This is a genomic window from Sphaerisporangium sp. NPDC005288 (assembly GCF_040607475.1).
In the GTDB taxonomy this organism is placed as follows: Bacteria; Actinomycetota; Actinomycetes; order Streptosporangiales; family Streptosporangiaceae; genus Sphaerisporangium; species Sphaerisporangium rhizosphaerae.
In genome coordinates this window covers 32,045-55,745 of record NZ_JBEXGT010000005.1, presented here as the reverse complement: position 1 = coordinate 55,745, position 23,701 = coordinate 32,045, and the positions used below count along the sequence as shown (strand labels likewise).

Genomic DNA, 23,701 nt, shown 5'->3' with positions numbered 1-23,701 from the left:
TGGGGTCAGTTCGTTGGAGAGGCTGCGGGAGCAGCCGGAGAGGGAGCCGCGTTGGAGGGTGCAGGGCGGTGAAAGTCCCGTGCCCAGTTCAGGCGCACCCGGTGGACGCGTTCGGGGTCGGCGCCCTTATGCATGAGCGTCACTACATCGTCTAAAAGCCGGTCGTAGTCGAGTGGAATGTCGGCGGTACTCAACAGCCGGACTGTCTGGCGCAGGTAATACGGCAGAGACGTTCGGTCGACGGCCAGCAGCTGGAGAAAACGCCGCTCAGCGGAAGGGCGTTCGGCGACCAGGGTACGAATCGACGTTCCCAGGGAGCGGGAACCTTTTCCAGGAGCGCTTCGCGGTCGGGGCCGGGGATGCGTTGCGTATAGCCCGGCGACCAGGATCCACGCCTGTTGCTCGGCCTGCGGGGGGTCGAAGGGGAAAACCGCGGCGTAGGCTTCGGCCTCATACTGCGGGCCGGTGAGGGAACGGCGAAGTTGCGCCAGCGTCCGGCGGGCCTCAGCTGCCTGGTATGCGTTCCCGGACTCGAGTTTGGCGTGCAGACCGTACAGGTGACCAACTAATCGGCGTCGCCGCGCACGGACCTCATCGTGGTACTCCGGCACCTGGATGCTCACGGGGAGGCCTCCTTGTTGATGAACTGGGTCGCCTGGGCAGTGAACACCTTGACGAGGTGATGGAGCTTGCCGGTGAACTTGCCGAATGCCCGGCCGGCCTCGGACATGTTGCGACCGGTCCGAGGTGAGCCGTAGACCCAACGGTCAGCGGTGGCGGTCGCGAGTTTGCGCACGTCTTCGGCCCAGATATCTATGGCCGCGGTCTCTGGTTGATGCTGGCGTCGAGCTTCAGCTAGCGCGCGTAAGAACTCATCGAACGGGCCGGGCAGCCGCGCCCAGTACGCCAGGTCGATGGTGCCGTCGCGGTCAACGCTCATGGCCGCGGCGTGGCCCGCCTCCATGTCGCGTAGCGCGCCGGCCACCTGATCGGCCAGGTCGACGGCATGCCCGATGATGGGTCCGGCGGGCTCGTGCTGGGCGCGCAGCAGAGCGACGGGGGCTGCGACCGTTTCCTCCGACCAGGACGCCACCACTGCGGCTTGAGAGCCCAGCCGCTGTCCGAACACCCTCAGGGTGTACACCGTGTCGTCGCCGATGATTCCGTCTTCGACTAGCTCAGCGATGTGGTCCAGTGCCCGCGGGCGGCGCCGTTGCTGCTCATCCCCGGCCAGCAACAAGGTCTCGGTGTGCCGCCACACCCCCCGCCGTTCATCTAGTCGTAGCGCCCGGAACTCTTCCCACTTCTTCTGCCGTGGTTTGCGCGGGGGACGGCGAAACGCCGACATCAACTCGATGTCCGGCAGCGCGCCGTGCAACTCAGTACCAGGGGTGATCACGACGCTCGCCACCACCGGGCCGCTCTCACTCTCCCGTGGGAACAGAAGGATGCGCCGGGACGGCCAGGTCAGCAGATCGGTCCATCCGCGCGAAGAGCGCTGATCCGGTTCCGGGTTGGGGAAGGCATTCGATTCCCAGGCCGGCCGATCCTGGACGGAGGTGGGCTGAGGCTGCTCGCGACGCGGGTTGTAGATCGGCATGTTGAGCATCAGGGTCTCGTGGAGCGTTCCGCCCTCCACAATCACGACCCCGAAATAGTTCGCCAACCCACGCTTGGACGACTTCACGGTCCGGTATGGGGTCTTGGTACCACCAGGGTCATAGGCATGAATGGTCACCAACCATCGGGCGGCCTGATCTGGATCCAACGAGATTTGATCGACTGAGGTGGTGTGGTCGAAGAGGGTGGCGTTGTTGCCGGTCGAACGATCGAGCACCAGCTTGGCGGCATCGGACGTCGGGCAGCCGGCAAGCGTCGCGCATTGTAGGAACGGCCGCTGGCTGTCAAACAGGTCGAAGCGATCGGGGTAGGCAGCCAGGTAATCATTCAGTGGGTCGGCGATGAAGCCGCCCCGCCACAACTTGCCCCACTCATCAGCGTCCGCAGGACCGTACGCCCGATGCGCCAAGGCCAAGACCAGCCGATAGAGGGCGGCGGTCATCGTGGGTGTCTCGGCGGCAAGGCGCCGAAGCTCTCGCGCCTCCAGCAGCAGCCTCCTCAGCCCTAGCTGAGTAGTCGAGCCGTCTAGCCGCTCGACTGGCAGCCATGGCTCTTCCATCAGATCGAAGATCACATGATTACCTTCCTGTGTTCAGGCGCACCGGCAGCTGCTCAAGAGCGGTCAGCGGGTAGTGGTGGATCGTCGATCAACACTCCGAAGCGACGGGAGTAGCGCAGCCGGTACCCCTCCACCACGCACCGGTCATCGCGAAACACCAACGCCCGATGCCGGCCCAGCCACGAATCACCGACGAAAGCCCTCGGTACCGTTTGTTGCTGGACCGCATTGACTAGCCCGTAGGGCACATCAAAAGGGGCGATCAACCGCACGCAGGAGTCCAGCAATTGGCCGACTACTTCGGTGGCAAGCGGGGCGCCACTGTCCAGATCGACCAGCATGCTGCCCTCCACTGGGACTATGCCTTCGGGGGTTGCCTGCAACACCACCACCTCGACGATGATTGGAACTACCTCGGCCAGGTGATCCTCAGCTTTGCTCATGAGGACCACTCCTGCTGCGAGTTCTGCCTGCATACGTGGACCGCACGGTCATGTCCTTGAGTGAACGATCAGGTTCTGGCGGCGGAAGATAGATCACTCGCACGTCAGCACTCTGACTGTCGATCCTCCTGTCCAACTGTTCATCGGCCGTCTCCCCACCCTTCCAGCCGGGCGGATACGGCACCGGGTTTTCGCCGTACACCTGCTCGACCAAATCGGACACCTCGGTTGGTGAGTGAATGTGGGTGCGGTCCTTGAGCACCGCCCAGGTGCGCCAGGTCAGCGTCCGCGGGTACACCGCCCCCGTGTAGGCAGGAAGCATCGGCCCTTTGGCGGCCTCGACTACGCCCGTGATCGTCAAGGTCAGCTCAGCCAGATGGGCGAACCGCCGGTGAACAGCGCCGTGACGCTGCACCCTGCCCATCCGCTGGATCAGGCTGTCGATCGGCGCCAGATCGCTCACCATGCCATCGAAATCGAGATCCAGGCTCGACTCCAAGACCTGCGTCCCCACGACAATGGCCCGAATTGGACGATGAGGGTTAGAGGACTCACCCTCCTCAGGAGGACCGAACCGCTCACGCAGCTTCTCCTCAACCTCCTGACGCGCCCCATCCGCCATGCGTCCGGTAATAACGAACAACTCGGGACGCTCTGCCGCAGGCAGCTTTGCGATTGCCTCTTCCAACTTGGTGCAGGTGCCCTCAACGCGGCGAACCAAGTTGTGCACCACCGCTAGGCAACCGCCTTCACGCACCTTGCTGATCAACCAGTCCACGAGATTGTCATCAAGCACCGTGTCAAGCTTCACCAGCCGATCAGAGTTGAGATCACTCACTCCCACGGGGAACGTCTTGACCTCATCGGTAGTCGCACAGGTGATGCGGGGATATGCGGATGTCCACTCGTAAGGGGTGCTCTCGTCGTCACTCCCCTGGCCAGCGCGCCAGTTGGCAACGAGCTGCACCCGACGGTGCGCCGGCAATGTCGCGGACAACAAGATCACCGAGACGCCGAGCAGGCCCATCCATCCCAAGACGCGGTCGAGCAACGTCGACATGTGGGTGTCGAGAGCGTGCACTTCATCGATCACCACGACCTTGCCGGATAACCCAGCCATACGGACGAAGACGTGCTTGGACCTGACCCCCGCCATCAGTACCTGATCCCACGTGCCAGCCCCTACTGGCGCGAGCAGTCCCTTGTTACCGGTGAACCACTCACGAGCATCAGACTCGGTTGAGCCATCTTCGTCCTGGTCCACGCAGACCGGCTGAGCGACGCCTCCAGTACCGTGCGCCAAAACCTCGGCAGCGAGGAACTCACTTGCGCTGCCGTGCAACAGTCTCACCGCAAGTTCCGGCTGGTGGGATTCCAGCATCTTCTTGATCTCGCGGTACGCCTGATTACTGGTCGCCTTCGTCGGGGCGGCGAAATACAGCCCTAGCCCTTCACCGGCTTCGCCTGCCGACCGGCTCATCTGCGCGGCAGCCTGTAATGCCGCCTTTGTCTTACCCTCCCCGGTGGGCGCCTCCACGATCAGCAATGTCGGCGCCTCAAAGACGTGCTGTAACGCCTGGACAGCCATCTGCACCGGACGCGGCTGGGCCTTGAAAATACTGGTGAAACTCGCATCCTCGGGCGGCTGCCAGGACATCCAGCCCAGCCGCTCTACCGCCTTCTCTGCTCGCGCCCTCGCCTCTGCCACATAGGTGTCCAAGTCGACCGCTGCGCCCTTGTAAGGGAAGTTCGTCACATCCGAGGCGATCCAGTCGCTCGCCGAGGTCAACCCGGATAAGACGACAAGGAGTCCAAGGTCGATCCGCACCCGACCCCACGCCGTCGCCGGCGGCAGGTTGAGCCCCCCTAGCCTCAGCAGCTCATGGACCAAACCGTCGCACCAGCCGGCCCACCTCGCCCCTCCATGATCGCCCCACTTCTTACGGGCCTCACTGAGCGTCGCAGCACGCGGAAAGAACCCGTGATGCCCGCCGATCGCGTACGCGACATCCTGAGCGGTGCGCCGAGACGCGCCCCACCCCTGCAACATCCGATCAATGTGCAGCGCCGTGAGCACACCGTGAGGCGTGTCCACGCGTTGACCGAGAGCTTTGTGATCGGGCATCTCACGAAGCGTGGTTGCTGCCGGCTCGCCCATCAGCTGTATCGCGAGGTCACGGCGCAACGCCTGAAAAGCAGGAGACAGCTTTCCAAGATCATGCAGTCCACAGAAGAATGACATCCACGCGCGCGCATCACCGATCGGCGTGAACGCCAACGTCAGCCTCATACGCATCCTTGGGCTGAGCAGCTTGGCGAAGAGCAACTCCGCCACCACCATCGTATCGATCGCATGGCAGATCAACGGGTGCGTGAGATCCCCCGTGCCCGCCTTGCCCCAGGGTGCCCGCAAATCGACACCCATTCCTTGGAAATCCTCCAAGAATGCCTCACAGCATCAAAGAACCTTTGTCACAGCAAAGCAGAGATCATACCGACGAAGGCGCACGGCGCAAATCTGAGGAGGCGCTGCACATCCGAGCACCAACGATCACTGGAGTCGAAGCCGTACAAATAGCCACAAATCAACTGAAGTCGACCGACTAATATCCGAACGCGATTCACATTCACCTGTTTCGTCGAGCCCTCCAGCGCCACTAGGCTCCTCAGACATTCACCTCCGGCGTGCGCCAGCGCGTCAACGTGCGTTCCAGGGGCTGCGTCCGGCCCTAAAATGATCAGCACTTGAAGAAGCAGGCAACTTGCGAACTGAACAGTGAATGGATGCTCCACGACCCACCGCACGGCTAGCACGTACCGCCGCATACAGGATCCGTCCGGCCCTAGGGAAGCCCGTCTCGTTTGTCGTTGGCTAGGACGATGATGTCGTCCAGCATCCATGCGGGTAAGCCAGACTGGCAGCTTGACGTCAACGCAGGAACCGCGTCCTCCCTACGCACGTGGGGGTAGCGGACCATGGCCCTGCTCAAGTACGTCGCCGCGCAGCACCCCAACTCACGTGGGGTGAGCCGGACCTGGTCCTCGGCACCAAGCAGGTCTCTTCCCCATGCGCATGGGGGTGTACCACAGGCGCTCGCCACTCTTTACGAGACCAGCGTGTCCTCCCCACACCCGTGGGGGTGAGCCGTTCGGTACCGGATATGGTGACGCTCGCGCCATGTCCTCCCCACGCACGTGGAGGTGAACCGGAATACGGTATGCCGATCCTGTATACCCGTAAATCCTCCCCACGCCCGTGGGGGTGAGCCGCAGATAACCGTCAAGAAACTCGTGGTGCTGATGTCCTCCCCACGCCGGTAGGGGTGAGCCGGTGCGGGCGACGATGACGACCAGGCCGTGATCGACCTCCCCACACACGTCGGGATGAGCCGGACACGCACAACGCTCTGCGCACGACGTTGATGTCCTCTCCGCACCCGTGGGGGTGAACCGGACGGTGGTAAGGAAACGTTCGTCTTCTATGAGTCCTCCCCACACCCGTGGGGGTGAGCCGCGCCCCGCCGGAGGTGCGTGATGGCCACCCTCGTCCTCCCCACACCCGTGGGAGTGAGCCGTCCATGACAAAGACGCCGTTGTCGAGCCCGTTGTCCTCCCCAGCCCGCGGAGTGAGCCGATGTACGCGCCCTGGTTGCTCACCGCGGTGACATCCTCCCCACGTTCGTGGGGGTGAGCCGACCACGGTGACGCCGTGCAGCCGCAGCAACGCGTCCTCCCCACGCCGGTGGGGGTGAGCCGGTGTTCTGGGCGCTGCTCCACCCCGGCACATGGTCCTCCCAACACCCGTGGGGGCCGCCCGTCGTCGTCACTGGCATCCCGAAGCTGACGTCCTCCCCCATGCACGTGGGGGTGAGCCGGTGTCGTGCGGGTAACTGGCCTGAACGAAGGGTCCTCCCCACGCCCGTGGGGGTGAGCCAGTGTTGTCACGCATCTGCACGATGACCCGGTCGTCCTCGCCACGCCCGTGGGGGTGAGCCGCGCTGGCGGGAAATCAAGAAGGGCTTCGCCCCGTCCTCCCCATGCTCGTGGGGGTGGGCCGACCTCGCCCGCCGGGCTGACGTCGTTGGTCAGGTTCTCCCCACGCACATGGGGGGCGAGCCGCCCACCATCGTCTGAAGTTCTCCCCGGAGAAGTCCTCCTCACGCACGTGGGGGTGAGCCGTAGATCCGGTCGCCGTCGATGACCGTGCGCGGGGCCTCCCCACGCCCGTGAGGGCGAGCCGATCCGCGGCTTGTCCCTGGTGGGCGCGTACGCATCCTCCCCACGCCCGTGGGGGTGAGCCGGAGTACGCGAAGAAGGTCGCCGGTGACGCGCCGTCCTCCCACGCCCGTGGGGTGAGCCGCCGCAGCCATTCCCGAACCGGCGCACTCGTTCTGCCCACGCACGTGGGGGTGAGCCGTCCAAGTTGCGCATGGCCCACGACTCCCAGGGGTCCTTCCCACACACGTTGCGGGTGAGCCGTCATGGCGCGTGTTGACCTGGCCGAGCGTCGGGTCCTCCCCACGCCCGTGGGGGTGAGCCGGTCCCGTTCGACCTTCTCGTGTTGATCGTGCAGTCCTCCCCACGCCCGTGGGGGTGAGCCGACGCCGAGCTGGCCGAGCATGGTCGTCAGGCCGTCCTCCCCACGCCCGTGGGGGTGAGCCGCTGGGCGCCGTGTCCGGGGTGATGGCCGGCGTGTCCTCCCCACGCCCGTGGGGGTGAGCCGCTGGACGAGGCGATGGCGCACTGGACGGCCACGTCCTCCCCACGCCCGTGGGGGTGAGCCGCCCAGAAGGGCCGCCTTGATCGAGCCGCCATTGTCTTCCCCACGCCCGTGGGGGTGAGCCGCAAATCACGTCCGGGGCCGGAGCCGGGGAGCGTCCTCCCCACGCCCGTGGGGGTGAGCCGTACATGCAGACGGCCGCCCAGGCATCGCCGTGGTCCTCCCCACGCCGTGGGGGTGAGCCGTACATCGGCGGGCTCGCGCTCGACTCGCGTGAGTCCTCCCCACGCCCGTGGGGGTGAGCCGGCGCCGCGTGGACCTGACAACCGTGCTGCTCGTCCTCCCCACGCCCGTGGGGGTGAGCCGCGCGGACACGTCATGGAGGCGGAGGATTATGCGTCCTCCCCACGCCCGTGGGAGTGAGCCGAGGTCGAACTGGGCGGCGCCGTCGGCCTGCCCGTCCTCCCCACGCCCGTGGGGGTGAGCCGGTATGGGAGGGACCGTGCGAGTTCCGGAACGGTCCTGTCCACGCACGTGGGGGTGAGCCGCTGATCGTCGCCTCGCACAGACCACAGCGCTGGTCCTCCACGTGGGGGTTAGTTGGCAGCCTCGGCCGTGCCCACGGCGGTCATTCCATATCTAGCCAAGGTTCCGGTTGGGAGCCGAGGAGATGGGCGAAGGGTTCGAGTCGCCCCTCGGACACCAACCTTGTGCACATGTGGAGGTCAGGAGAAATCCGGGCCTCCACTTTGTTGTTCTGGGGCTGCGTCTGGTTTGGTGCTTGGGCTTGTGGGGGCGCGGGGAGTGCCTTTGCGTCATGGGTGCTCGCCGTTGTCGGGCTTGGGCCAGTGCCCGCCCGCCGCGGCGACCGCGCCATCCCTCGCGCCCGGCTGGGCAAGCTGTTCACCGACGACCGGCACGGCCTGCGCGAACGGGTCCTTGCTGCGCGCCCGCGCCTCCGGGCCGGTCTTCCTCGCCGACCGGCGCGCTCCTACCACCGGGCCACGCGCCCCCGCAGTCGCCGGCATCTGCCCCTCCACCGGGCGCGGCCGGCTGTCCTACCCGCGTGCCGAATACCTGTTCAAGCAGGCCACCGCGGCCCTCGACCCGCACCGAATCGGCTGAACGCTCCACCAGCTGCGGCATTCGGCCCTCCAGCACCTGGCCGCCGATGGACGTACCGCCCCCGCATTTCGGGGCCAGGCCCCGGCATCTGCACCTGAGCAGCCTCGGCCGGTACGTCCAGCTGGGCGAACAGACCTCCGCTCAGATCACCGCCGAGGCCGCCCCCGCCGCACGACGCCGGGCCCACTAACCGCCGCAGGGCGGCGACCTGCAGCGAAACGGTGAACGGCGATAACTCCGGCCGGGCCGACCGACTAACACCGGTTTCCTTCGGTCGCCTCAAGCGGCGTTTCACAGCTCAGACCACGTGATCATCGGCGTTTGGGGTTCGGTAACGGCACCCCGAGCTGGGCGCCCTGCGCCGCCTGGTCGACGACGGCGTCCCCGTCGCTTGAGCCGTCTCAAGATCGACCGCTCCACGGCCACGCAGCTCTCGCGACAGCCGTCCCACCGCCACTGACCGACCGTCCCACGGCTTGTCCCAAAGCTCGTTATGCGGCGGCCCAGGTAACCGTGCGATCCACGCGCAGCGGTCGATTGGCGGGTTGGGTGGAATCCCGAGGGGTAGGCACAGGATCAATCCATCCGTGCCCTGGGTCGTGGGCGACGTGGTGAACCTGACCTCGCTCGGATGGCCATCGCCCACCGTGTCGCGCATTAGGCGGCGGCTTGTCGGTGTCACCGGCGTCGTCGTCGGATCACGGTGGTGGGCCTGCTGACCGGCGTGTCGGCTAGCGGGCGAAGCTGATGGACTCCGTGCCGGCGGTGCGGGGCATACGGAGGAGGATCCATGGAGCTGACGGCCACGACGACCATTCGCAAACCCGTACCGGAGGTCTACGCGTTCTGGCGCGATTTTGAGAACCTGCCGACGTTCATGGCGCATCTCGATGAGGTCCGCGCCACCGGTGACCGTACGAGCCATTGGGTCGCCGGCGCCCCGTTCGGCAAGGACGTCGAGTGGGACGCGGAGATCGTCGACGAGGCGCTCAGCGAGAAGATCGTGTGGCGGTCGATCGGCAACGCCGACGTGCCGAACACCGGCACGGTCCGGTTCATGCCGGCCCCGGACGGTGTGAGCACCGAGGTGCAGGTTGTTCTGGTGTACGACATTCCGGGCGGCACGGTCGGCAAGGCGATCGCCAAGTACTTCGGCGAGGAACCGCATCAGCAGCTCGACGACGACCTGCGCCGACTCAAGCAGGTGCTGGAGACCGGCGAGGTGGTCCGCTCCGACGGCGCCCCGTGGGGCAAGCGGGCCCGCAAGGAGTTCCCGCAGCGTCCGGCGCAACCGCTGTCGGACTCCGAGCTCGTGAACGGAGCGGATGAGTGAGGGCGAACACCTGGGCGGGCCGCAACAAGGTCGAGGTCCGTGATGTGCCGGACCCGAGGATCCTGAACAAGCGCGATGCCATCGTACGGATCACCTCCACCGCGATTTGCGGCTCGGACCTGCACCTGGTCGACGGGTATGTGCCCACGATGCAGGACGGCGACGTCATGGGTCACGAGTTCATGGGTGAGGTGATCGAGGTCGGCCCGGGCGTCGATCCGGATCGGCTGCGCATCGGGGACCGGGTCGTCGTGCCGTTCCCGATCGCCTGCGGCGCGTGCGGCGCCTGCGCCGCCGAGCTCTACTCCTGCTGCGAGAACTCCAACCCCAACGCCGGAATCGCGGAGAAGATGTTCGGTCACCCGGTCGCCGGGTTCTTCGGCTATTCGCATCTGACCGGCGGCTTCGCGGGCGGTCAGGCACAGTACGCGCGGGTGCCGTTCGCCGACGTCGGTCCGCTGAAGATCGAGTCCGATCTAACCGACGAGCAGGTGCTGTTCCTCTCCGACATCCTGCCCACCGGCTACATGGGTGCCGAGATGTGCGACATCCAGTCCAGCGACGTGGTGGCGGTGTGGGGGGCCGGTCCGGTCGGCCAGTTCGCCATGGACAGCGCCCGGGTGCTCGGCGCCGCGAAGGTCATCGCCATCGACAAGGAGCCGTACCGGCTGCAGATGGCCGAACGGGCGGGCCACACGCCGGTGAACTTCGAGGAGGTCGACGTACGGTCCCGGCTGCTGGAACTGACCGGTGGTCGCGGACCGGACAAGTGCATCGACGCGGTCGGCCTCGAGGCAACCCACGGCAGCGCGCACATCGCCGCGTACGACCGGATCAAGCAGGCCGTGAGGTTGGAGACCGACCGCCCGCACGCGCTGCGCCAAGCGATCCTGTCGTGCCGCAGCGGCGGCGTGGTCTCGGTGATCGGCGTCTACGGAGGCCTGCTGGACAAGTTCCCCGCCGGCGCGTGGATGAACCGGGCGCTGACCCTGCGTACCGGGCAATGCCACGTGCAGCGCTACATGAAGCCGCTGCTGCAGCGCATCGAGCGCGGAGAGCTCGATCCCACCCGGGTCATCACCCACAGGCTGCCGCTCGACGAGGCGGAACGCGGCTTCGAGCTCTTCAAGAACAAGCAGGACAACTGCGAGAAGGTCGTCCTCAAACCCTGACGACCACCCGCATCCGACCCGCGGCGAGCGTGTTGGCCGGATGCGGGTCTATCCGGCGGCGCTGGTCTGCGGTGCCCGTCCGGCAGTGCGGAGGAGCCCTGCCCCGGGGCGGGAACTATGCCTCCTTCTCGTCCCGCCAGCCGCCGGGTTCGGGATGGTAGCCGTAAGCGGCGGCCCGCACCGTTTCCTCGTCCTCCAGCCCGGAGCCGATCGTGCCGCCGACGGTGGCCAGCGAGCTGATGATCCAGGCCAGTATCAGGTAGTCGGTGAAATCGACCGACCGCTGCAGGGTCTGTTCCAGCACGGATGTGTCGATCAGCAGCGCTGCTGCGAGTATTGTTCCGGCGAACAGCACCAGATAGGACACCGCGGTGGCCAGGGTGAGGGTGAGGATCGTGCCCAGGTTGAACAGCCGGGCCAGCTCAGCCGGTGTCTCCTGGTCCGGTTTCTTCCATAGGTCGTGCGCGACGATCAGCCAGGCCACCAGCGCGGTCAGCCCGAGAATCATGATCACGGCGAGGCGGAGTCCGCCGAGCGCATCGCCCATCTGCCAGATGGTGTCGGTGGTGAGCGCGAACGCGGCCGTGCCGAAGGCGCCGACCAGCAATTTGGACAGGCCCAGCAGGGCGCGCCCCGGGCGGTTGGCCCGGACCATTCCGGTCACCAGCCGCAGCCGGCCGAGCAGCCGCGAGGCGACGTAGCCCAGTTCCCCGGCATCAGCCTCGCCGACCACCCGGTGAATGGCGGCGACCTGGCCGGTCAGCTCGGCCGGCGCCCAACCGGCCAGCAGCACCCGCTCCTCGGTAGCGTCGGTGAGTAGCCGGCCCACGAGACCCGGAACGGCTGCGCGGACCGCTCGCAGCTGGCGCAGCCCCAGCGCGGGCAGCGACACCATCGCGACTCGGCGCCGGGCGGACGTCTGCGCGACCAGCGGCACCCGCTCGGTGTGCAGCGGCAGGTCGGTCAGGCAGATCGCGACGTCCCACCGGGCGTCGGCGCGCCGGCGGGCAAGATCGTCGAGTAGCCCCTCAACGCCGCCGTCGCGCCGCGGAGCCACTTCACCCCAGCCTTCACGGACGATCCACCGCACGTCCGCGTCCACCTGCTCGGCGAGCCGGTCGGCCAGTTCGGCGGTGAGCCGCGCAACCACCAGGGCCGGGTAGTCCGGCGGGGTCGCCACAAGTCCGACGACGATCTCCGGCCGACGCTGATCACTAGTGGCCATTGGCGCTCCTCGCCGTTACAGGCTCCGTTGGCGGCCATCGACTGCCGACGCGCGGTGATGTCCGGGTGGAAGAACCCGTCTAGCCGGGCGTCGCCGGAGGCGCCGCTGAAGCGGCCGCGTTGCTGTCGGCGAGTAGGTTCACCGGCATGGCGCACCCTTTCGGTGAGCGCTTCGTACCGAGGAAGGCGCGGCACTCGGTACCCATCGGCGGACGAGCTGATCGCCCTTCCGCGGTGCCGACGGGCGGCCCGGAATCGGCGGCGGACCACCGTCAGCAGAGTCGGACGGGCGCCCCCGGAGCCGCCCGACAGCCACGCCGAACGGCTGGCGACATCGAATCCTCAGTCGCCGGGCGACGGCCGTCCCTCGTCGGCGGATGATAAACGATCATTGCAGACGAGTTCGCCACCAAGCTGGCTGAACAGCTCAAGTTGGTCATAGTAGATCCGATGAGTAATGATCTTGTCGTTGCCGACGGAGCAGTTGCTGGTGCCGCGAACGGCGACGGGACGGCCGGTTCCGTCCAGCACCCCCCGCCGGGCAGCGCCAAAGGCCCGTCATGCGTGCCGGTGAGCATCCATTCGGTCACCGCGGGATCGGCGCAGAGCACTATGTGCCAGACCGTCATGCGCAGATCCGAGAACCCTTTGAAGATCTCCTCGTAGAACGAGGCGATCTGGTCGTGTCCTTCCGCGACGCCCTCTGGTTCACCAGGACCCCATCTTTGCCGTGGCACTGCAGAATACGATCCAGATCGTGGGCGTTGAAGGCCTCGAACAGCTCGCTCTTGAGCGTGCGAGCGTCGCTCATGATCATCACCTCCCTTGATGGGGGCCTTCGGAAGCGCCATTACGGCGGCCGGCCTTCGCCCTGGGCTGGTCGGCACGATGCCGTGCACTCGCGGCGGTGGTCCGGGCGCCGCTTGTCAGCTGAGCTCGCCGGGATGGATGAGGACCTTGGTCCAGCCGAGATCCCGCCGGTCGAAGTGCTCGTAGCCGTCCGGTGCCTCGTCCAGGTCCAGTTCGTGCGAGACGACCCAGGACGGCCGGGCCTTCCCTTCGTGGATGAGTGTCATGAGCGCCCGGTTGTAGCGCTTCACACTGCACTGGCCATTGCCGATCGTCTGGCCCTTGAACCAGAACATCCCGTAGTCGAACGCGATCCCGCCCTGCTTGTAGAGATCGTCCGGGCTGCCGGGGTCGGTGGGGATGAAAACGCCGACGACGCCGATGCTCCCGGTGAACTTGACCGATCGGACGAGGTTGTTGAGCGTCATGTTGGGGTGCTCGTGCCCCTGCGGGTCGTGCGCCTGGTAGCCCACGCACTCGCAGCCCCGGTCGGCGCCCAGGCCCTTGGTGAGCTCCATGACCTGATCGACCGGTGACGACCGGGAGTCGTCGATCGCGATCGCGCCGATCTCCTCGGCTTTGGCGAGCCGGTCGGGGTGACGGTCGACGACCATCACCTTGCTCGCGCTCTTGAGCGTCGCGGAGTAGGCGGCCATCAGCCCGACGGGCCCCGCCCCGTAGATCACGACCGAGTCGCCCGCCTCCACTTGGGCGAGTTGGGTCGCGTGCCAGCCGGTCGGCCAGATGTCGGCGAGCATCACGTAGTCGTTCTGCTTCTCCTTCGCGTCGTCCGGAAGGACGAGGCAGTTGAAGTCGCCGTACGGCACGCGCAACAACTCGGCCTGGCCGCCGTTGTAGGGCCCCATGTCCGCGAAGCCGTACGCCGCCCCGGCCATGCCCGGCTCAGGATTGGTGGTGAGGCAGTAGGCCGTCACGCCCTTTTCACAGTTCGCGCAGAAGCCGCACGCGATGTTGAACGGCATGCAGACCACGTCGCCGACGCGGACGTGGTCGACGGCCGATCCGACCTCGGCCACTTCGCCGAGATTCTCGTGACCGAGGACGCGGCCCGTCTCGAAGTCGGTCCGGCCTTCGTACATGTGCAGGTCCGACCCACAGATGTTGGTCGTGGTGATGCGGACCAGGACATCGGTGGGCCGCTCTATGCGCGCGTCTGGGACCTGCTCCACGTTGACCTGCCGAGGTCCGTTGTACACGACTGCTCTCATGATTCCTCCCCATGCGTTTGACTGCGAAGGATCGCCTTACCCGTCAGCGACGGGATTGAAGGTTCTTCGCCGTACAGTGGGTCAACGGTTCGTGCCTCCTTCCCTGCTCGCCATGACCGCGCCCCTGGCAGGACGCGGCTCCGAACTCGCCGGGCGTTCGGAGCTGATCGCCGAGGCGGTCCCGATCGCCTCAGAGCAGCAGGTCGAAGACACCTGTCGTGCGCTCCCACTGCTCGGTCGCGGGGTTCTTCACATCCGGATCCACGATCGTGAAAGTCTGAGCCAGTGCCACTGACAGGCCACCGACGATCTCGGGCAAGCGGCCGACGGTCTCCTCGGCGACCGACAGGTCGAGCGGAGGCAACGCGGCGAGCTGCTCCAGGATGGGTTTCAGCTCGATGTCCTCATCGAGAAGACGGAACCGGTGGATGCTCTCTTGGAGGCCCTTGGTGATGGGCAGATCCCAGGGTTCGATGATGTCGCGACCGTTCGCCTTGGCGTGGGCCTGACCGATCACCAGGAGGTCGTATACCTTGTCGTTCACGAAGTCGCCGTAGCGCCGCAGGTCGTCCTTGTCGACATCGACACCTGCGGCGCTGCGGAAGAAGCGCTCGAATTTCGACACCGCCATGACAACCATGGAGGTCTCCTTCCTTCCGGCCCGGAGTCACTCTCCAGCCTGGAGGTAGTCGTGGATCAGCCGTACGGCCATGGCGCCTTCACCGACCGCCGCGGCCACCCGCTTGACCGACCCGCTCCGCACGTCCCCGGCCGCGAACACGCCCGCGCTGCTCGTCTCCAGCGGGAACGGCCGGCCGACGGAGTCGGGCACGCCTTCCTTGCCCGACCGGCCGGCGTCCGCGCCCGTCAGTATGTAGCCCCGCGCGTCGAGCGCGATCTCGTCGGCCAGCCAGGCGGTGTACGGCTCCGCGCCGATGAAGATGAACATCGCGCGGGCCTCGATCGTGGAACGCTCGCCGGTGCGGTTGTTCTCGGCGATGACCGCGGCGAGCCTGTCTTCCCCGATCAGCTCCCGGACCTCGGTGTTCAGCATGGTCTGGATCCGGGGGTGCCGTTCGATCTCGACGGCCAGGTAGCGGGACATGTTCCTGGACAGCGCTTCGTCCCGCACGAGCAGCCGGACGCACGCGGCGTGCCGGGCCAGGAACAGGGCGGCCTGACCGGCCGAGTTGCCTCCGCCCACGACGACGATCGAGTCCCGCTCGCACATCTGGGCTTCGAACATGGTCGCCGCGTAGTAGACGCTCGTGGACTCGAACCTTTCCAGGTTCCCCACGTCGAGCCTGCGGTAGCGGACGCCGGTCGCGATGATCAGAGTGCGCGCGTGGATCGTTCCTCCCTCCCCTACGGTGACGATGTGATCGCCCGCGTTCAGGTGCAGTCCGCATGCCTGTGCGGGAACGTAGAAGCGCGCGCCGAACTTGCCGGCCTGGATCGCCGCCCGCTCCGCCAGCTCACCGCCGGAGATCCCGGACGGGAAGCCGAGGTAGTTCTCGATCCGTGAGGAGGTGCCCGCCTGGCCGCCCGTCGCGACATTGTCCAGGACCATCGTCGCGAGGCCCTCCGACGCCCCGTAGACCGCCGCCGCCAGTCCCGCCGGCCCGGCCCCGATGACGAGCAGGTCGCAGTGGGTCTCCTCCTGTACCCGTGGTGCGGACAGCCCGATCGCCCGGGCGAGTTCCGCGTTGCTCGGGTTGCGGAGCACCGTCTCACCACGCCAGATCACGACCGGGGTCTCCTCCGGGGTGACGCCCATGCTCCGCAGGAACCGCTCTGCCTCTTGGTCCTGCTCCAGGTCGATCCACCGGTGCGGCAGCCGGTTGCGTGCCGCGAACTCCCGCAGCCGCCGGGAGTCGGCCGAGAAGCGGGAGCCGATGATGCGGAAGCCGGCCCCCAGTCCGATGAGCATCGTGCGGCGGATGAGGTAGGCCCGCAGGATGAGGTCGCCGAGTGCCGGTTCCCCGGCGACCAGGCGGCGCAGCGCGTCCGCCGGCACGGCGAGGACCTCGCCGTCCTCGGCCACCACGCCGGTGACGAAGCCCACCTGGCCGGTGAGCACGTTGAGCTCTCCCAGGAACCGGCCTGCCCCGTGGACGCCGATCACCTGATCGTCGACTCCGAATCCCTCGACCGTCGCCACCTTGCCGGCCAGGACCGCGAAGAACTCGGCGCACGGAAGGCCCTCCGCGTACAGGACCTCATCCTGGTGGACCCGGCGCCGCTCGCCGTGCGGGGCCAGCGCCTGGAGCTGCGCGTCGCTCAGCCGCGGGTAAGCCCCTTGCGGGTCCGGCGTCTCGCAGAGCTCAGGCGGCCAGCGCATGGTCCACCCATTCGCGCAGGACGGGAGCCGGCGCCGCGCCCGATCGCCGGCTGAGGACCCGGCCCTGATGGATCACGACAAGCGTCGGGATGGCCTGTACGTCGAAGCGTTCCGAGAGCCTGGGCGCTTCGTCCACGTTCACCTTCACCAGCTTCAGGCGGCCGGCCAGATCGGCCGCGACCTGCTCCAGCGCCGGGCTGACCATGCGGCACGGCCCGCACCAGGGTGCCCAGAAGTCGACGACCACCGGAATCCGGGCCGCCTCGACGACCTCGCTGAAGTCACCGTCCCCGGCCTCGGTGACCCAGGGAAGCGGCTGGTGGCAGTAGCCGCACTGCGGGAATCCCGACGCAGCATTGGGCAACCGGTTCTTCCGCCCGCATTTCGGGCATCGGACGACGCTCGCGTCCTTGGTCTGTGACCGCATGGTCAGACCTCCGGATTCTCATACGTCACCGACAGTGCGCCGCCGGTCATTCCGACGCGGATGACCGCGCCGTCGAGAGCGTCGCCGGCGACCAGGGCGCGGGCGACACGGGTCTCGACCTCGCGGGCGATGAAGCGGCGCAGCGGCCGTGCGCCGTAGACGGGGTCGTAGCCCTGCTCGGCGATGAAGCGCACGGCCTCGGGTGTGACCTCCAGCGTCATCCTGCGTTCGGCGAGCCGCATCCTGATCTCGGTGAACATCAGTGACACGATCTGCTCGATCTCCGGTTCGGTGAGCGGTTTGAACAGCACGATGTCGTCGATCCGGTTGAGGAACTCGGGCCGGAACCGCGCGCGCAGCTCGGCCATCACCATCTCGCGGACCTCGGGGTCGATCTCGCCCGCCGGACCGGCCTTCTCGCTCAGGAAGTGCGAGCCGATATTGGACGTCATGATGATCACGGTGTTACGGAAGTCGACCGTACGGCCCTGGGCATCGGTGAGCCGCCCGTCGTCGAGCACCTGCAGCAGGGTGTTGAAGACGTCCGTGTGCGCCTTCTCGATCTCGTCGAACAGCACGACCGAGTACGGCTTGCGCCGTACGGCCTCGGTGAGCTGGCCGCCCTCCTCGTACCCGATGTACCCGGGCGGGGCGCCGACCAGCCGGCTGACGGTGTGGCGCTCCTGGTACTCGCTCATGTCGACGCGGACCATGTTGTCCTGGGTGTCGAACAACGCCTCGGCGAGAGTCTTGGCCAGTTCGGTCTTTCCGACGCCGGTCGGACCGAGGAAGATGAACGAGCCGATGGGCCGGCGCGGATCCTTGATCCCGGAGCGCGCCCGGATGATCGCGTCGGCGACGGCCCGCACGGCCTCGTCCTGACCGATGACGCGCTCGTGCAGGATCTGTTCGAGGTGCAGCAGCTTCTCCCGCTCGCCTTCCTGGAGCCTGCTGACCGGGATGCCGGTCCAGCGGGACACGATGCCGGCGATCTCCTCTTCCGTCACGACCTCACGGAGCAACCGCCCCGCACCGTGCTTGGATTCCAGCTGCGTCTCTGCGGCCTCCAGCTTGCGTTCCAGCTCGGGCAACCTGCCGTGCGTCAGCTCGGCGGCACGGTTCAGGTCGTACATGCGTTCGGCCTGTTCGGCCTCGCGCCGGACCACCTCGATCTCCTGGCGCAGTTGCTGCACCTTGTGCAATGCGCGCCGCTCGGCCTCCCACTGGGCACGCATGGCGTCGGCCTGGGCGCGCAGATCGGCGAGCTCGGCGCGCAACGCCTCCAGGCGGGTCCGGCTCGCCGGGTCGTCCTCATTGGCGAGGGCCGCCTCCTCGATCTCCAGGCGCATCACCCGGCGCGTCAGCTCGTCCAGCTCGGCCGGCATGGAGTCGATCTCCGTACGGAGCATCGCGCACGCCTCGTCGACCAGGTCGATCGCTTTGTCGGGCAGGAAGCGGTCGCTGATGTAGCGATGGCTCAGGACGACCGACGCGACGATGGCGCTGTCGGTGACCTTCACCCCGTGGAACACCTCGAGGCGCTCGCGCAGGCCGCGCAGGATGGAGACGGAGTCCTCCACCGACGGCTCGTCCACGAAGACGGGCTGGAAGCGGCGCTCCAGCGCGGCGTCCTTCTCGATGTGCTTGCGGTATTCGGTGACCGTCGTGGCGCCGATCATGTGGAGTTCGCCGCGGGCCAGCATCGGCTTCAGCATGTTCCCTGCGTCCATGGAGCCCTCGGCCGCACCCGCGCCGACGACGTTGTGGACCTCGTCGACGAACAGCAGGATCCGCCCTTCCGCCGAGGTGACCTCGGTCAGCACGGCCTTGAGGCGTTCCTCGAACTCCCCGCGATATTTCGCCCCCGCGACGAGGGCGCCCACGTCGAGACTGAAAATCGTCTTGTCCTTCAGGCCCTCCGGGACGTCACCGCGGGCGATGCGCTGGGCGAGGCCCTCGACGATCGCGGTCTTGCCGACTCCCGGATCGCCGATGAGAACGGGATTGTTCTTGGTCTTGCGCGACAGGATCTGCACGACCCTGCGGATCTCGCCGTCGCGGCCGATAACGGGGTCCAGTTTGTCCGCCCTGGCGGCGGTCACCAGGTTGCGGCCGTACTTCTCCAGAGCCTCGTAGGCGACTTCCGGGTTGGCAGAGGTCACTCGCTGGTTGCCGCGCACCTGTGTGAGGACCTCCAGGAAGCGCTCGCGGTTCACCCCGTGCGCTTTGAGCAGCCGCCCGGCGGCGGTGTCCGGCCCCTCGTCGAGCAACGCCAGTAGCAGGTGCTCGACCGAGACGTACTCGTCCTTCAGCCTCTTGGCCTCTCGATCGGCCGCCTCCAGCAGGCGGGACAGCCGCTGGGTCAGGTACACCTGGCCGGGTGCGGCGCCGGGACCGGTCACGCGGGGCCGGCGTTCCAACTCGGCCTCCAACTCCAGGGTCAGCTTGTCCACGCCGGCGCCGACGGCTGAGAGCAGGCGGGGAACCAGCCCTTCGGACTGTTCCAGCAACGCGAGCAGGAGATGCTCGCCGTCGACTTCGGTGTGCCCGAGGCGGGTCGCCTTTGTCTGCGCGCTTTGCAGGGCCTCCTGTGACTTCTGAGTGAGGCGGTTCACGTCCATGGCACACCTCCGGGAGTTCTCGCGCGGGTCCGCAGAGCCGCTTCGAGCTCCGCGATGCGGTCGAGCAGGTCCGCCACCAGGCCCAGCGAGGCGTAGTTGACGGCCAATTGCGTGTGCAGCCGCTGGAAGCGCCCGGCGGCCGCGAGCTGGGAGGGCGGGAAGCAGAGGTCCCCCGTCGCGTCGCGAAAGGCATCGAACAGGCCGAGCGCGACCAGGCGGCGCACCAACTCCGGATGCAGACCGGTCGCCCGTGCGAAGGACTCCAGGTCCAGGAGCGGGAGCCGTACGAGGAGATGGCTCATGGCCGGGTCCTCCCGTCCGATGCGGAGCGCGGGTTGAAGCCGGAGACGTCGGCCAGTTGCTCATAGAGGCGGCGCTCCTCGGCGCTCAGCGTGCGAGGGACCATGATCTGGACCTCGGCGAACAGATCCCCGGGATCGCCGCGGGGGTTGGGCATGCCCTGCCCCCGCAGGCGCAGGCGGCGCCCGGAGGAGGAACCAGGCGGAACCTTGACCTTCGCCTCCCCGCCCGGGGTCTCGACCGCCACGGTCGCGCCCAGCGCGGCCTCCGACGGGGTGAGGGGAAGCCGGACATGGACGTCCCGTCCCTCGACGCGGTAGCGGGGATGATCAGTGATTCGCGCGATCAAGTAGAGGTCGCCGCTCTTCGCGCCGCCGGCGCCCTCGCCGCCCTGACCCGCGAGCCGGATCCGCTGCCCGTTACGGACGCCCGGGGGGATCGTGATCTCCAGCGGACGGGAACCGCCGCGGTGGGGAAGGGTGATCGTGCGGTGGCCGCCGCGGTAGGCCTCCTCGACCGTCAGCGGCAACTCGGCCTCCTGGTCGGCGCCGGGCATCGGACCCCAACGGCGGCCCGCACGTCCCCCGCGCCCTCCGAACATGCCGCCGAACAGCTCCTCGAAGTCGATGCCCTCTCCAGTGTCGAACCGGACCTCCTGCCCGGCCGGACGGCGTGCCCATCCGGCCCGGCCTCCTGTGCCCGCCCCGGCCCCGGTCCGGGCGTACGCCGCCGGGTCCACTCCCTCGGGCACCTGCCGGAAGTCCCGGCCGAAGGCGTCGTAGCGCCGCCGAGTGTCGGGATCGGACAGCACGTCGTATGCCTCCGACACCTCCTTGAAACGGTCCTCGGCCTCGGGGTCCTTGTTGACGTCGGGATGATAGGAGCGCGCTAGCTTGCGGTAGGCCCGCTGTATCTCCTCGGGGCCTGCCGTTCGCGGCACCCCGAGGATGTCGTAGAAGTCGCGATCGGCCATCAGTCCTCCGCCTTGGTGGACACGACGACCGACGCGGGACGCAGCTGGTCGGGGCCGTCGCCGTAGCCGGGCCGTATGACGGCGACGACGGCCGCGGTCGGCTCGTTGATGATGCGCAGGACCTCCAAGCCGGCGATCTTCCCGGCGTCCTTGGTCGCCTGCCGCTGAGCGTCGTTGAAGTAGGCGGGCACAGTGATGACGGCCTCGGTGATCTTCTCCCCCAGGAACTTCGCCGCGTCGGCCACGAGCTTCCTCAGCACCAGCGCCGCGATCTCCTCCACCGAGTTCGTCGTGCCCAGATCGATGCCTACCGCCTTCGCCATCGCCCTATCCCCTGCCATTCCCGCGCGTTCTTCTCGGCCCCTCCCTTGCCCGGTTCCGCTGATCCCGCAATGCGCCGTCGGACGCTCCCGGCCAGGAGGTCCGTATGCGCGAACCCGACCCCGCGACCGTCCGCCTCGGCCTATTCGAAGGTCTTTGCGGCCACCCATGCGAGTTGAACACGAACTCCGGGGCCACCAAGATCTCGTAGCTGCCGGCCACGACCGCAGGCAGTGACACGAACGCCCTGCGCTGCATGGCGTAGCCGATCGCGCCCCAAGTCAGGCCGAACACCATCGCGGAACCCAGGGTCCACGATCAGGGCTGGCGATGAGGGACACCGGGCCGACCAGCAGCCCGATCCATACACCGGAGCTCGCGCGCCCGTGAACAGCGCGCAGCCGAGCGTCCAGCGGCCTAGCACCTTCTTCTCACCACCGCAGACCGTCCCTACGATGGACGCATGGTCCATTCTCATGGACCAACCTCTGCGGTTGACTGTTCCGCTGCCGTGGAGCCTCGGTCACGCGCCGTCGGCCACAGCCCAAAGAGCGGCCCCACGACCTCTGACCTCTACATCCAGTGAAATGGCCCGGATCGCTCCCACGAAACCCTCGAATGCCCATTTTCGGATCAAACAATGCAGGCGGCAGGCGAGGGCCGGGCTCATAGGGCCTGACCCGCCCGTGGTCGCGGAGAGGATCTTCCGCCCTCCCTCCCCGAGTCCGTCGATGTGATCTCGCTTCACCAGCCAGGAGCGACCGTCAATACCTGTAGATCAAGATCTTTACGCAGCGATGGGTCACTGCTCATCGTCCCGGTAGTGGGCCAGGATCCGGCACGGTCAAGAAACGGTCCGGCGCGTGCGCGAGAGCCGGTGGCGGGAACGATGAAGGGAAGTTCACGAAGCGCCGGGGGGTGACGGCGATGACGATGCTGGTCGAAGTCGCCGTGGAACGCTACAGATTCGTCTGCGGGCGCTGCGGGCACACCTGGACGGCGGACTACGACGTGCAGTACGTGAGCGACGACGTCGGCGCGACGTTCGCCTTCTACCGGCTCGACGGTGTTCCGGTTCTGCCCCCCACCGGCGACGAGATCATCTGTCCCAACTGCGGCACCATGGGCGTCAGGGCCATCATCGAAGGGCGCCGCGACAGCCTGCCCGCACTCTTGGACAGCGACCAGCCGCGCCGACGGGTCACGACCAGCCCGGAACAGCGCCGTGCATCGGTTCCGCACCTGCCGGCGGTCGGCGGGCCGTGACGACGGCCGGCGCGGTCGGCGCCCTGGCGCTGCCCCCGGGCGTCTCCAGCAGCCGCGTCTTGTAGTCCGTGTCCTTGATCCACCCGCGCCCGTGCTGACCGGGACGGGACGGCCGGCGCTCCATCGCACGCGCCGCCTTCGGCGTCGGCGCCACCCCGAGGACACGGCTGAGCCTGACCTTCAACCGTCTGAGGTCCACGTTCACCCCGCGACGTTCATACGGGGATCTCCAGGGACAACGAGAACCCGGACTCCATTCCACCCCGTTTGCCGATGAGCCCGCGTAGGAATGAGTCGCTCTAGGGACAACTGGGGGCCAGATGGAGTTCGGGGTCGCAACGTTCGTGACGGATGAGGGCATCGCACCGGCGCGGCTCGGGGAGGCGCTGGAGGAGCGCGGCTTCGCGTCGCTGTTCGTCGCCGAACACACCCACATCCCGGTCAGCCGCGAGTCGCGATGGCCTGAGAGCGACGGGCTGCCGCGGAAGTACTACCGGACCTTCGACCCGTTTGTGACCCTCACGGCGGCGGCCGTGGTGACCGAGCGACTACGGCTCGGCACCGGCATCCTCCTGCTCGTCGAACGGGATCCCATCACCACCGCCAAGGAGATCGCGAGCCTCGACCACGTCTCCGCGGGCCGGGTCGCCGTCGGCATCGGGGCTGGCTGGAACCTGGAGGAAATGCGAGATCACGGCACCGACCCAAAGACCCGGATGACGCTGCTGCGCGAGCGGGTCCAGGCGATGAAGGAAATCTGGGCCAAGGACCAGGCCGAGCACCACGGGACGTTCGTGAACTTCGATCCGATCTTTTGCTGGCCCAAGCCCGTACAGCGCCCGCATCCGCCGATCGTCGTGGGTGGCAACGGGCCGAAGGCGCTCGACCGCACGCTGGAGTACGGCGACGGCTGGATGCCGACGTACGGACTGGGACCCGAGCAGATCGCCCACAGGATCGCCGAGCTGGAGCGACGCGCCATGGAGGCCGGCCGGGGCCGGGTCCCCGTGTCCGTCTACGCCGTGCCGAGCGAGCGTGAGGCCGTCGCCCGGCTCGCCGACGCCGGCGTCGACCGGGTGCTCTTCGATCTGCCCACGTTGCCGGCCGAGGAGACGTACCAGACGCTAGACGAGCTCGCGGCGGTCGCCGGCTCGTTCAGCGCGTGAGGGGTTCTGACC

19 protein-coding genes, 2 pseudogenes and 1 CRISPR repeat array are annotated in these 23,701 nt (G+C 67.4%); of the genes and pseudogenes, 5 read left to right on the top strand and 16 right to left on the bottom strand.

What is annotated here, in order from left to right:
* Positions 1-5: 5 nt before the first annotated feature.
* The 5 genes from casB to ABZU32_RS06750 form a co-directional block, all read right to left on the bottom strand.
* A complete protein-coding gene (gene casB / locus ABZU32_RS06770; protein ID WP_354918148.1) occupies positions 6-623 on the bottom strand; it encodes a type I-E CRISPR-associated protein Cse2/CasB in 618 nt (205 codons plus the stop codon).
* Complete coding sequence (casA, locus tag ABZU32_RS06765) at positions 620-2,194, bottom strand: type I-E CRISPR-associated protein Cse1/CasA (protein WP_354918145.1); 1,575 nt, start codon at positions 2,192-2,194, stop codon at positions 620-622. Before casA ends, casB begins: the two co-directional genes overlap by 4 nt.
* Positions 2,195-2,232: 38 nt before the next feature.
* Positions 2,233-2,622 carry a hypothetical protein gene (locus tag ABZU32_RS06760; protein ID WP_354918142.1) on the bottom strand — a complete coding sequence of 130 codons (390 nt, stop codon included), beginning with the start codon at positions 2,620-2,622 and terminating at the stop codon, positions 2,233-2,235.
* Positions 2,609-5,047, bottom strand: coding sequence for a CRISPR-associated helicase Cas3' (gene cas3 / locus ABZU32_RS06755; protein WP_354918139.1), 2,439 nt, complete (start codon positions 5,045-5,047; stop codon positions 2,609-2,611). The genes ABZU32_RS06760 and cas3 overlap by 14 nt, the downstream gene beginning before the upstream one ends.
* A 1,424-nt stretch (positions 5,048-6,471) precedes the next feature.
* Positions 6,472-7,945: direct repeats of the CRISPR family, unit length 29 nt; unit sequence GTCCTCCCCACGCCCGTGGGGGTGAGCCG.
* A gap of 212 nt (positions 7,946-8,157) precedes the next feature.
* Complete coding sequence (locus ABZU32_RS06750; protein WP_354918136.1) at positions 8,158-8,370, bottom strand: hypothetical protein; 213 nt, start codon at positions 8,368-8,370, stop codon at positions 8,158-8,160.
* Between the two features lie 143 nt (positions 8,371-8,513).
* Here ABZU32_RS06750 and ABZU32_RS06745 point away from each other — a divergent pair, with 143 nt between their 5' ends.
* The 3 genes from ABZU32_RS06745 to ABZU32_RS06735 all read left to right on the top strand — a co-directional run bounded on the left by ABZU32_RS06745 (position 8,514) and on the right by ABZU32_RS06735 (position 10,972).
* Complete coding sequence (locus ABZU32_RS06745) at positions 8,514-8,657, top strand: hypothetical protein (protein WP_354918134.1); 144 nt, start codon at positions 8,514-8,516, stop codon at positions 8,655-8,657.
* Positions 8,658-9,257: 600 nt separating this feature from the next.
* The gene (locus tag ABZU32_RS06740; RefSeq protein WP_354918131.1) at positions 9,258-9,800 is read left to right on the top strand and encodes an SRPBCC family protein; all 543 of its coding nucleotides are present in this window, start codon (positions 9,258-9,260) and stop codon (positions 9,798-9,800) included.
* Entirely contained in the window at positions 9,797-10,972 is a 1,176-nt protein-coding gene (locus tag ABZU32_RS06735) for a zinc-dependent alcohol dehydrogenase (protein WP_354918128.1), read from the top strand. Before ABZU32_RS06740 ends, ABZU32_RS06735 begins: the two co-directional genes overlap by 4 nt.
* A gap of 115 nt (positions 10,973-11,087) precedes the next feature.
* Here ABZU32_RS06735 and ABZU32_RS06730 read toward each other — a convergent pair whose 3' ends face one another.
* The 11 genes and pseudogenes from ABZU32_RS06730 to ABZU32_RS06680 form a co-directional block, all read right to left on the bottom strand.
* Positions 11,088-12,122 carry a hypothetical protein gene (locus tag ABZU32_RS06730; protein WP_354918125.1) on the bottom strand — a complete coding sequence of 345 codons (1,035 nt, stop codon included), beginning with the start codon at positions 12,120-12,122 and terminating at the stop codon, positions 11,088-11,090.
* Positions 12,123-12,538: 416 nt separating this feature from the next.
* Positions 12,539-12,727: a hypothetical protein gene (locus ABZU32_RS06725; protein ID WP_354918717.1), complete on the bottom strand. Its 189-nt coding sequence runs from the start codon at positions 12,725-12,727 to the stop codon at positions 12,539-12,541.
* Between the two features lie 74 nt (positions 12,728-12,801).
* Positions 12,802-13,047 (bottom strand): annotated as a pseudogene (locus ABZU32_RS06720) (hypothetical protein); the annotation flags it as partial.
* 75 nt (positions 13,048-13,122) lie between these two features.
* Entirely contained in the window at positions 13,123-14,274 is a 1,152-nt protein-coding gene (locus tag ABZU32_RS06715; protein WP_354918122.1) for a glutathione-independent formaldehyde dehydrogenase, read from the bottom strand.
* A gap of 190 nt (positions 14,275-14,464) precedes the next feature.
* Positions 14,465-14,914: a DUF1931 family protein gene (locus ABZU32_RS06710; RefSeq protein ID WP_354835985.1), complete on the bottom strand. Its 450-nt coding sequence runs from the start codon at positions 14,912-14,914 to the stop codon at positions 14,465-14,467.
* 27 nt (positions 14,915-14,941) lie between these two features.
* Positions 14,942-16,615 carry an FAD-dependent oxidoreductase gene (locus ABZU32_RS06705; protein ID WP_354918118.1) on the bottom strand — a complete coding sequence of 558 codons (1,674 nt, stop codon included), beginning with the start codon at positions 16,613-16,615 and terminating at the stop codon, positions 14,942-14,944.
* Positions 16,599-17,042, bottom strand: a complete 444-nt coding sequence (gene trxA, locus ABZU32_RS06700) for a thioredoxin (protein ID WP_354918115.1) — start codon at positions 17,040-17,042, stop codon at positions 16,599-16,601. The genes ABZU32_RS06705 and trxA overlap by 17 nt, the downstream gene beginning before the upstream one ends.
* A gap of 2 nt (positions 17,043-17,044) precedes the next feature.
* Entirely contained in the window at positions 17,045-19,663 is a 2,619-nt protein-coding gene (gene clpB / locus ABZU32_RS06695; protein WP_354918112.1) for an ATP-dependent chaperone ClpB, read from the bottom strand.
* Positions 19,654-19,965 (bottom strand): chaperone modulator CbpM, encoded by a 312-nt coding sequence (locus ABZU32_RS06690; protein WP_354835993.1) that lies wholly within the window; start codon positions 19,963-19,965, stop codon positions 19,654-19,656. Before ABZU32_RS06690 ends, clpB begins: the two co-directional genes overlap by 10 nt.
* The gene (locus ABZU32_RS06685; RefSeq protein WP_354918109.1) at positions 19,962-20,936 is read right to left on the bottom strand and encodes a J domain-containing protein; all 975 of its coding nucleotides are present in this window, start codon (positions 20,934-20,936) and stop codon (positions 19,962-19,964) included. Before ABZU32_RS06685 ends, ABZU32_RS06690 begins: the two co-directional genes overlap by 4 nt.
* An 80-nt stretch (positions 20,937-21,016) precedes the next feature.
* Positions 21,017-21,220 (bottom strand): annotated as a pseudogene (locus ABZU32_RS06680) (Hsp70 family protein); the annotation flags it as partial.
* 964 nt (positions 21,221-22,184) lie between these two features.
* On the opposite strand from ABZU32_RS06680, the gene ABZU32_RS06675 reads away from it, so the two are divergent.
* Together ABZU32_RS06675 and ABZU32_RS06670 are read left to right on the top strand one after the other, a co-directional pair.
* Entirely contained in the window at positions 22,185-22,523 is a 339-nt protein-coding gene (locus tag ABZU32_RS06675) for a hypothetical protein (protein WP_354918106.1), read from the top strand.
* A gap of 320 nt (positions 22,524-22,843) precedes the next feature.
* Entirely contained in the window at positions 22,844-23,689 is an 846-nt protein-coding gene (locus ABZU32_RS06670) for an LLM class F420-dependent oxidoreductase (RefSeq protein WP_354918103.1), read from the top strand.
* Positions 23,690-23,701: the final 12 nt, after the last annotated feature.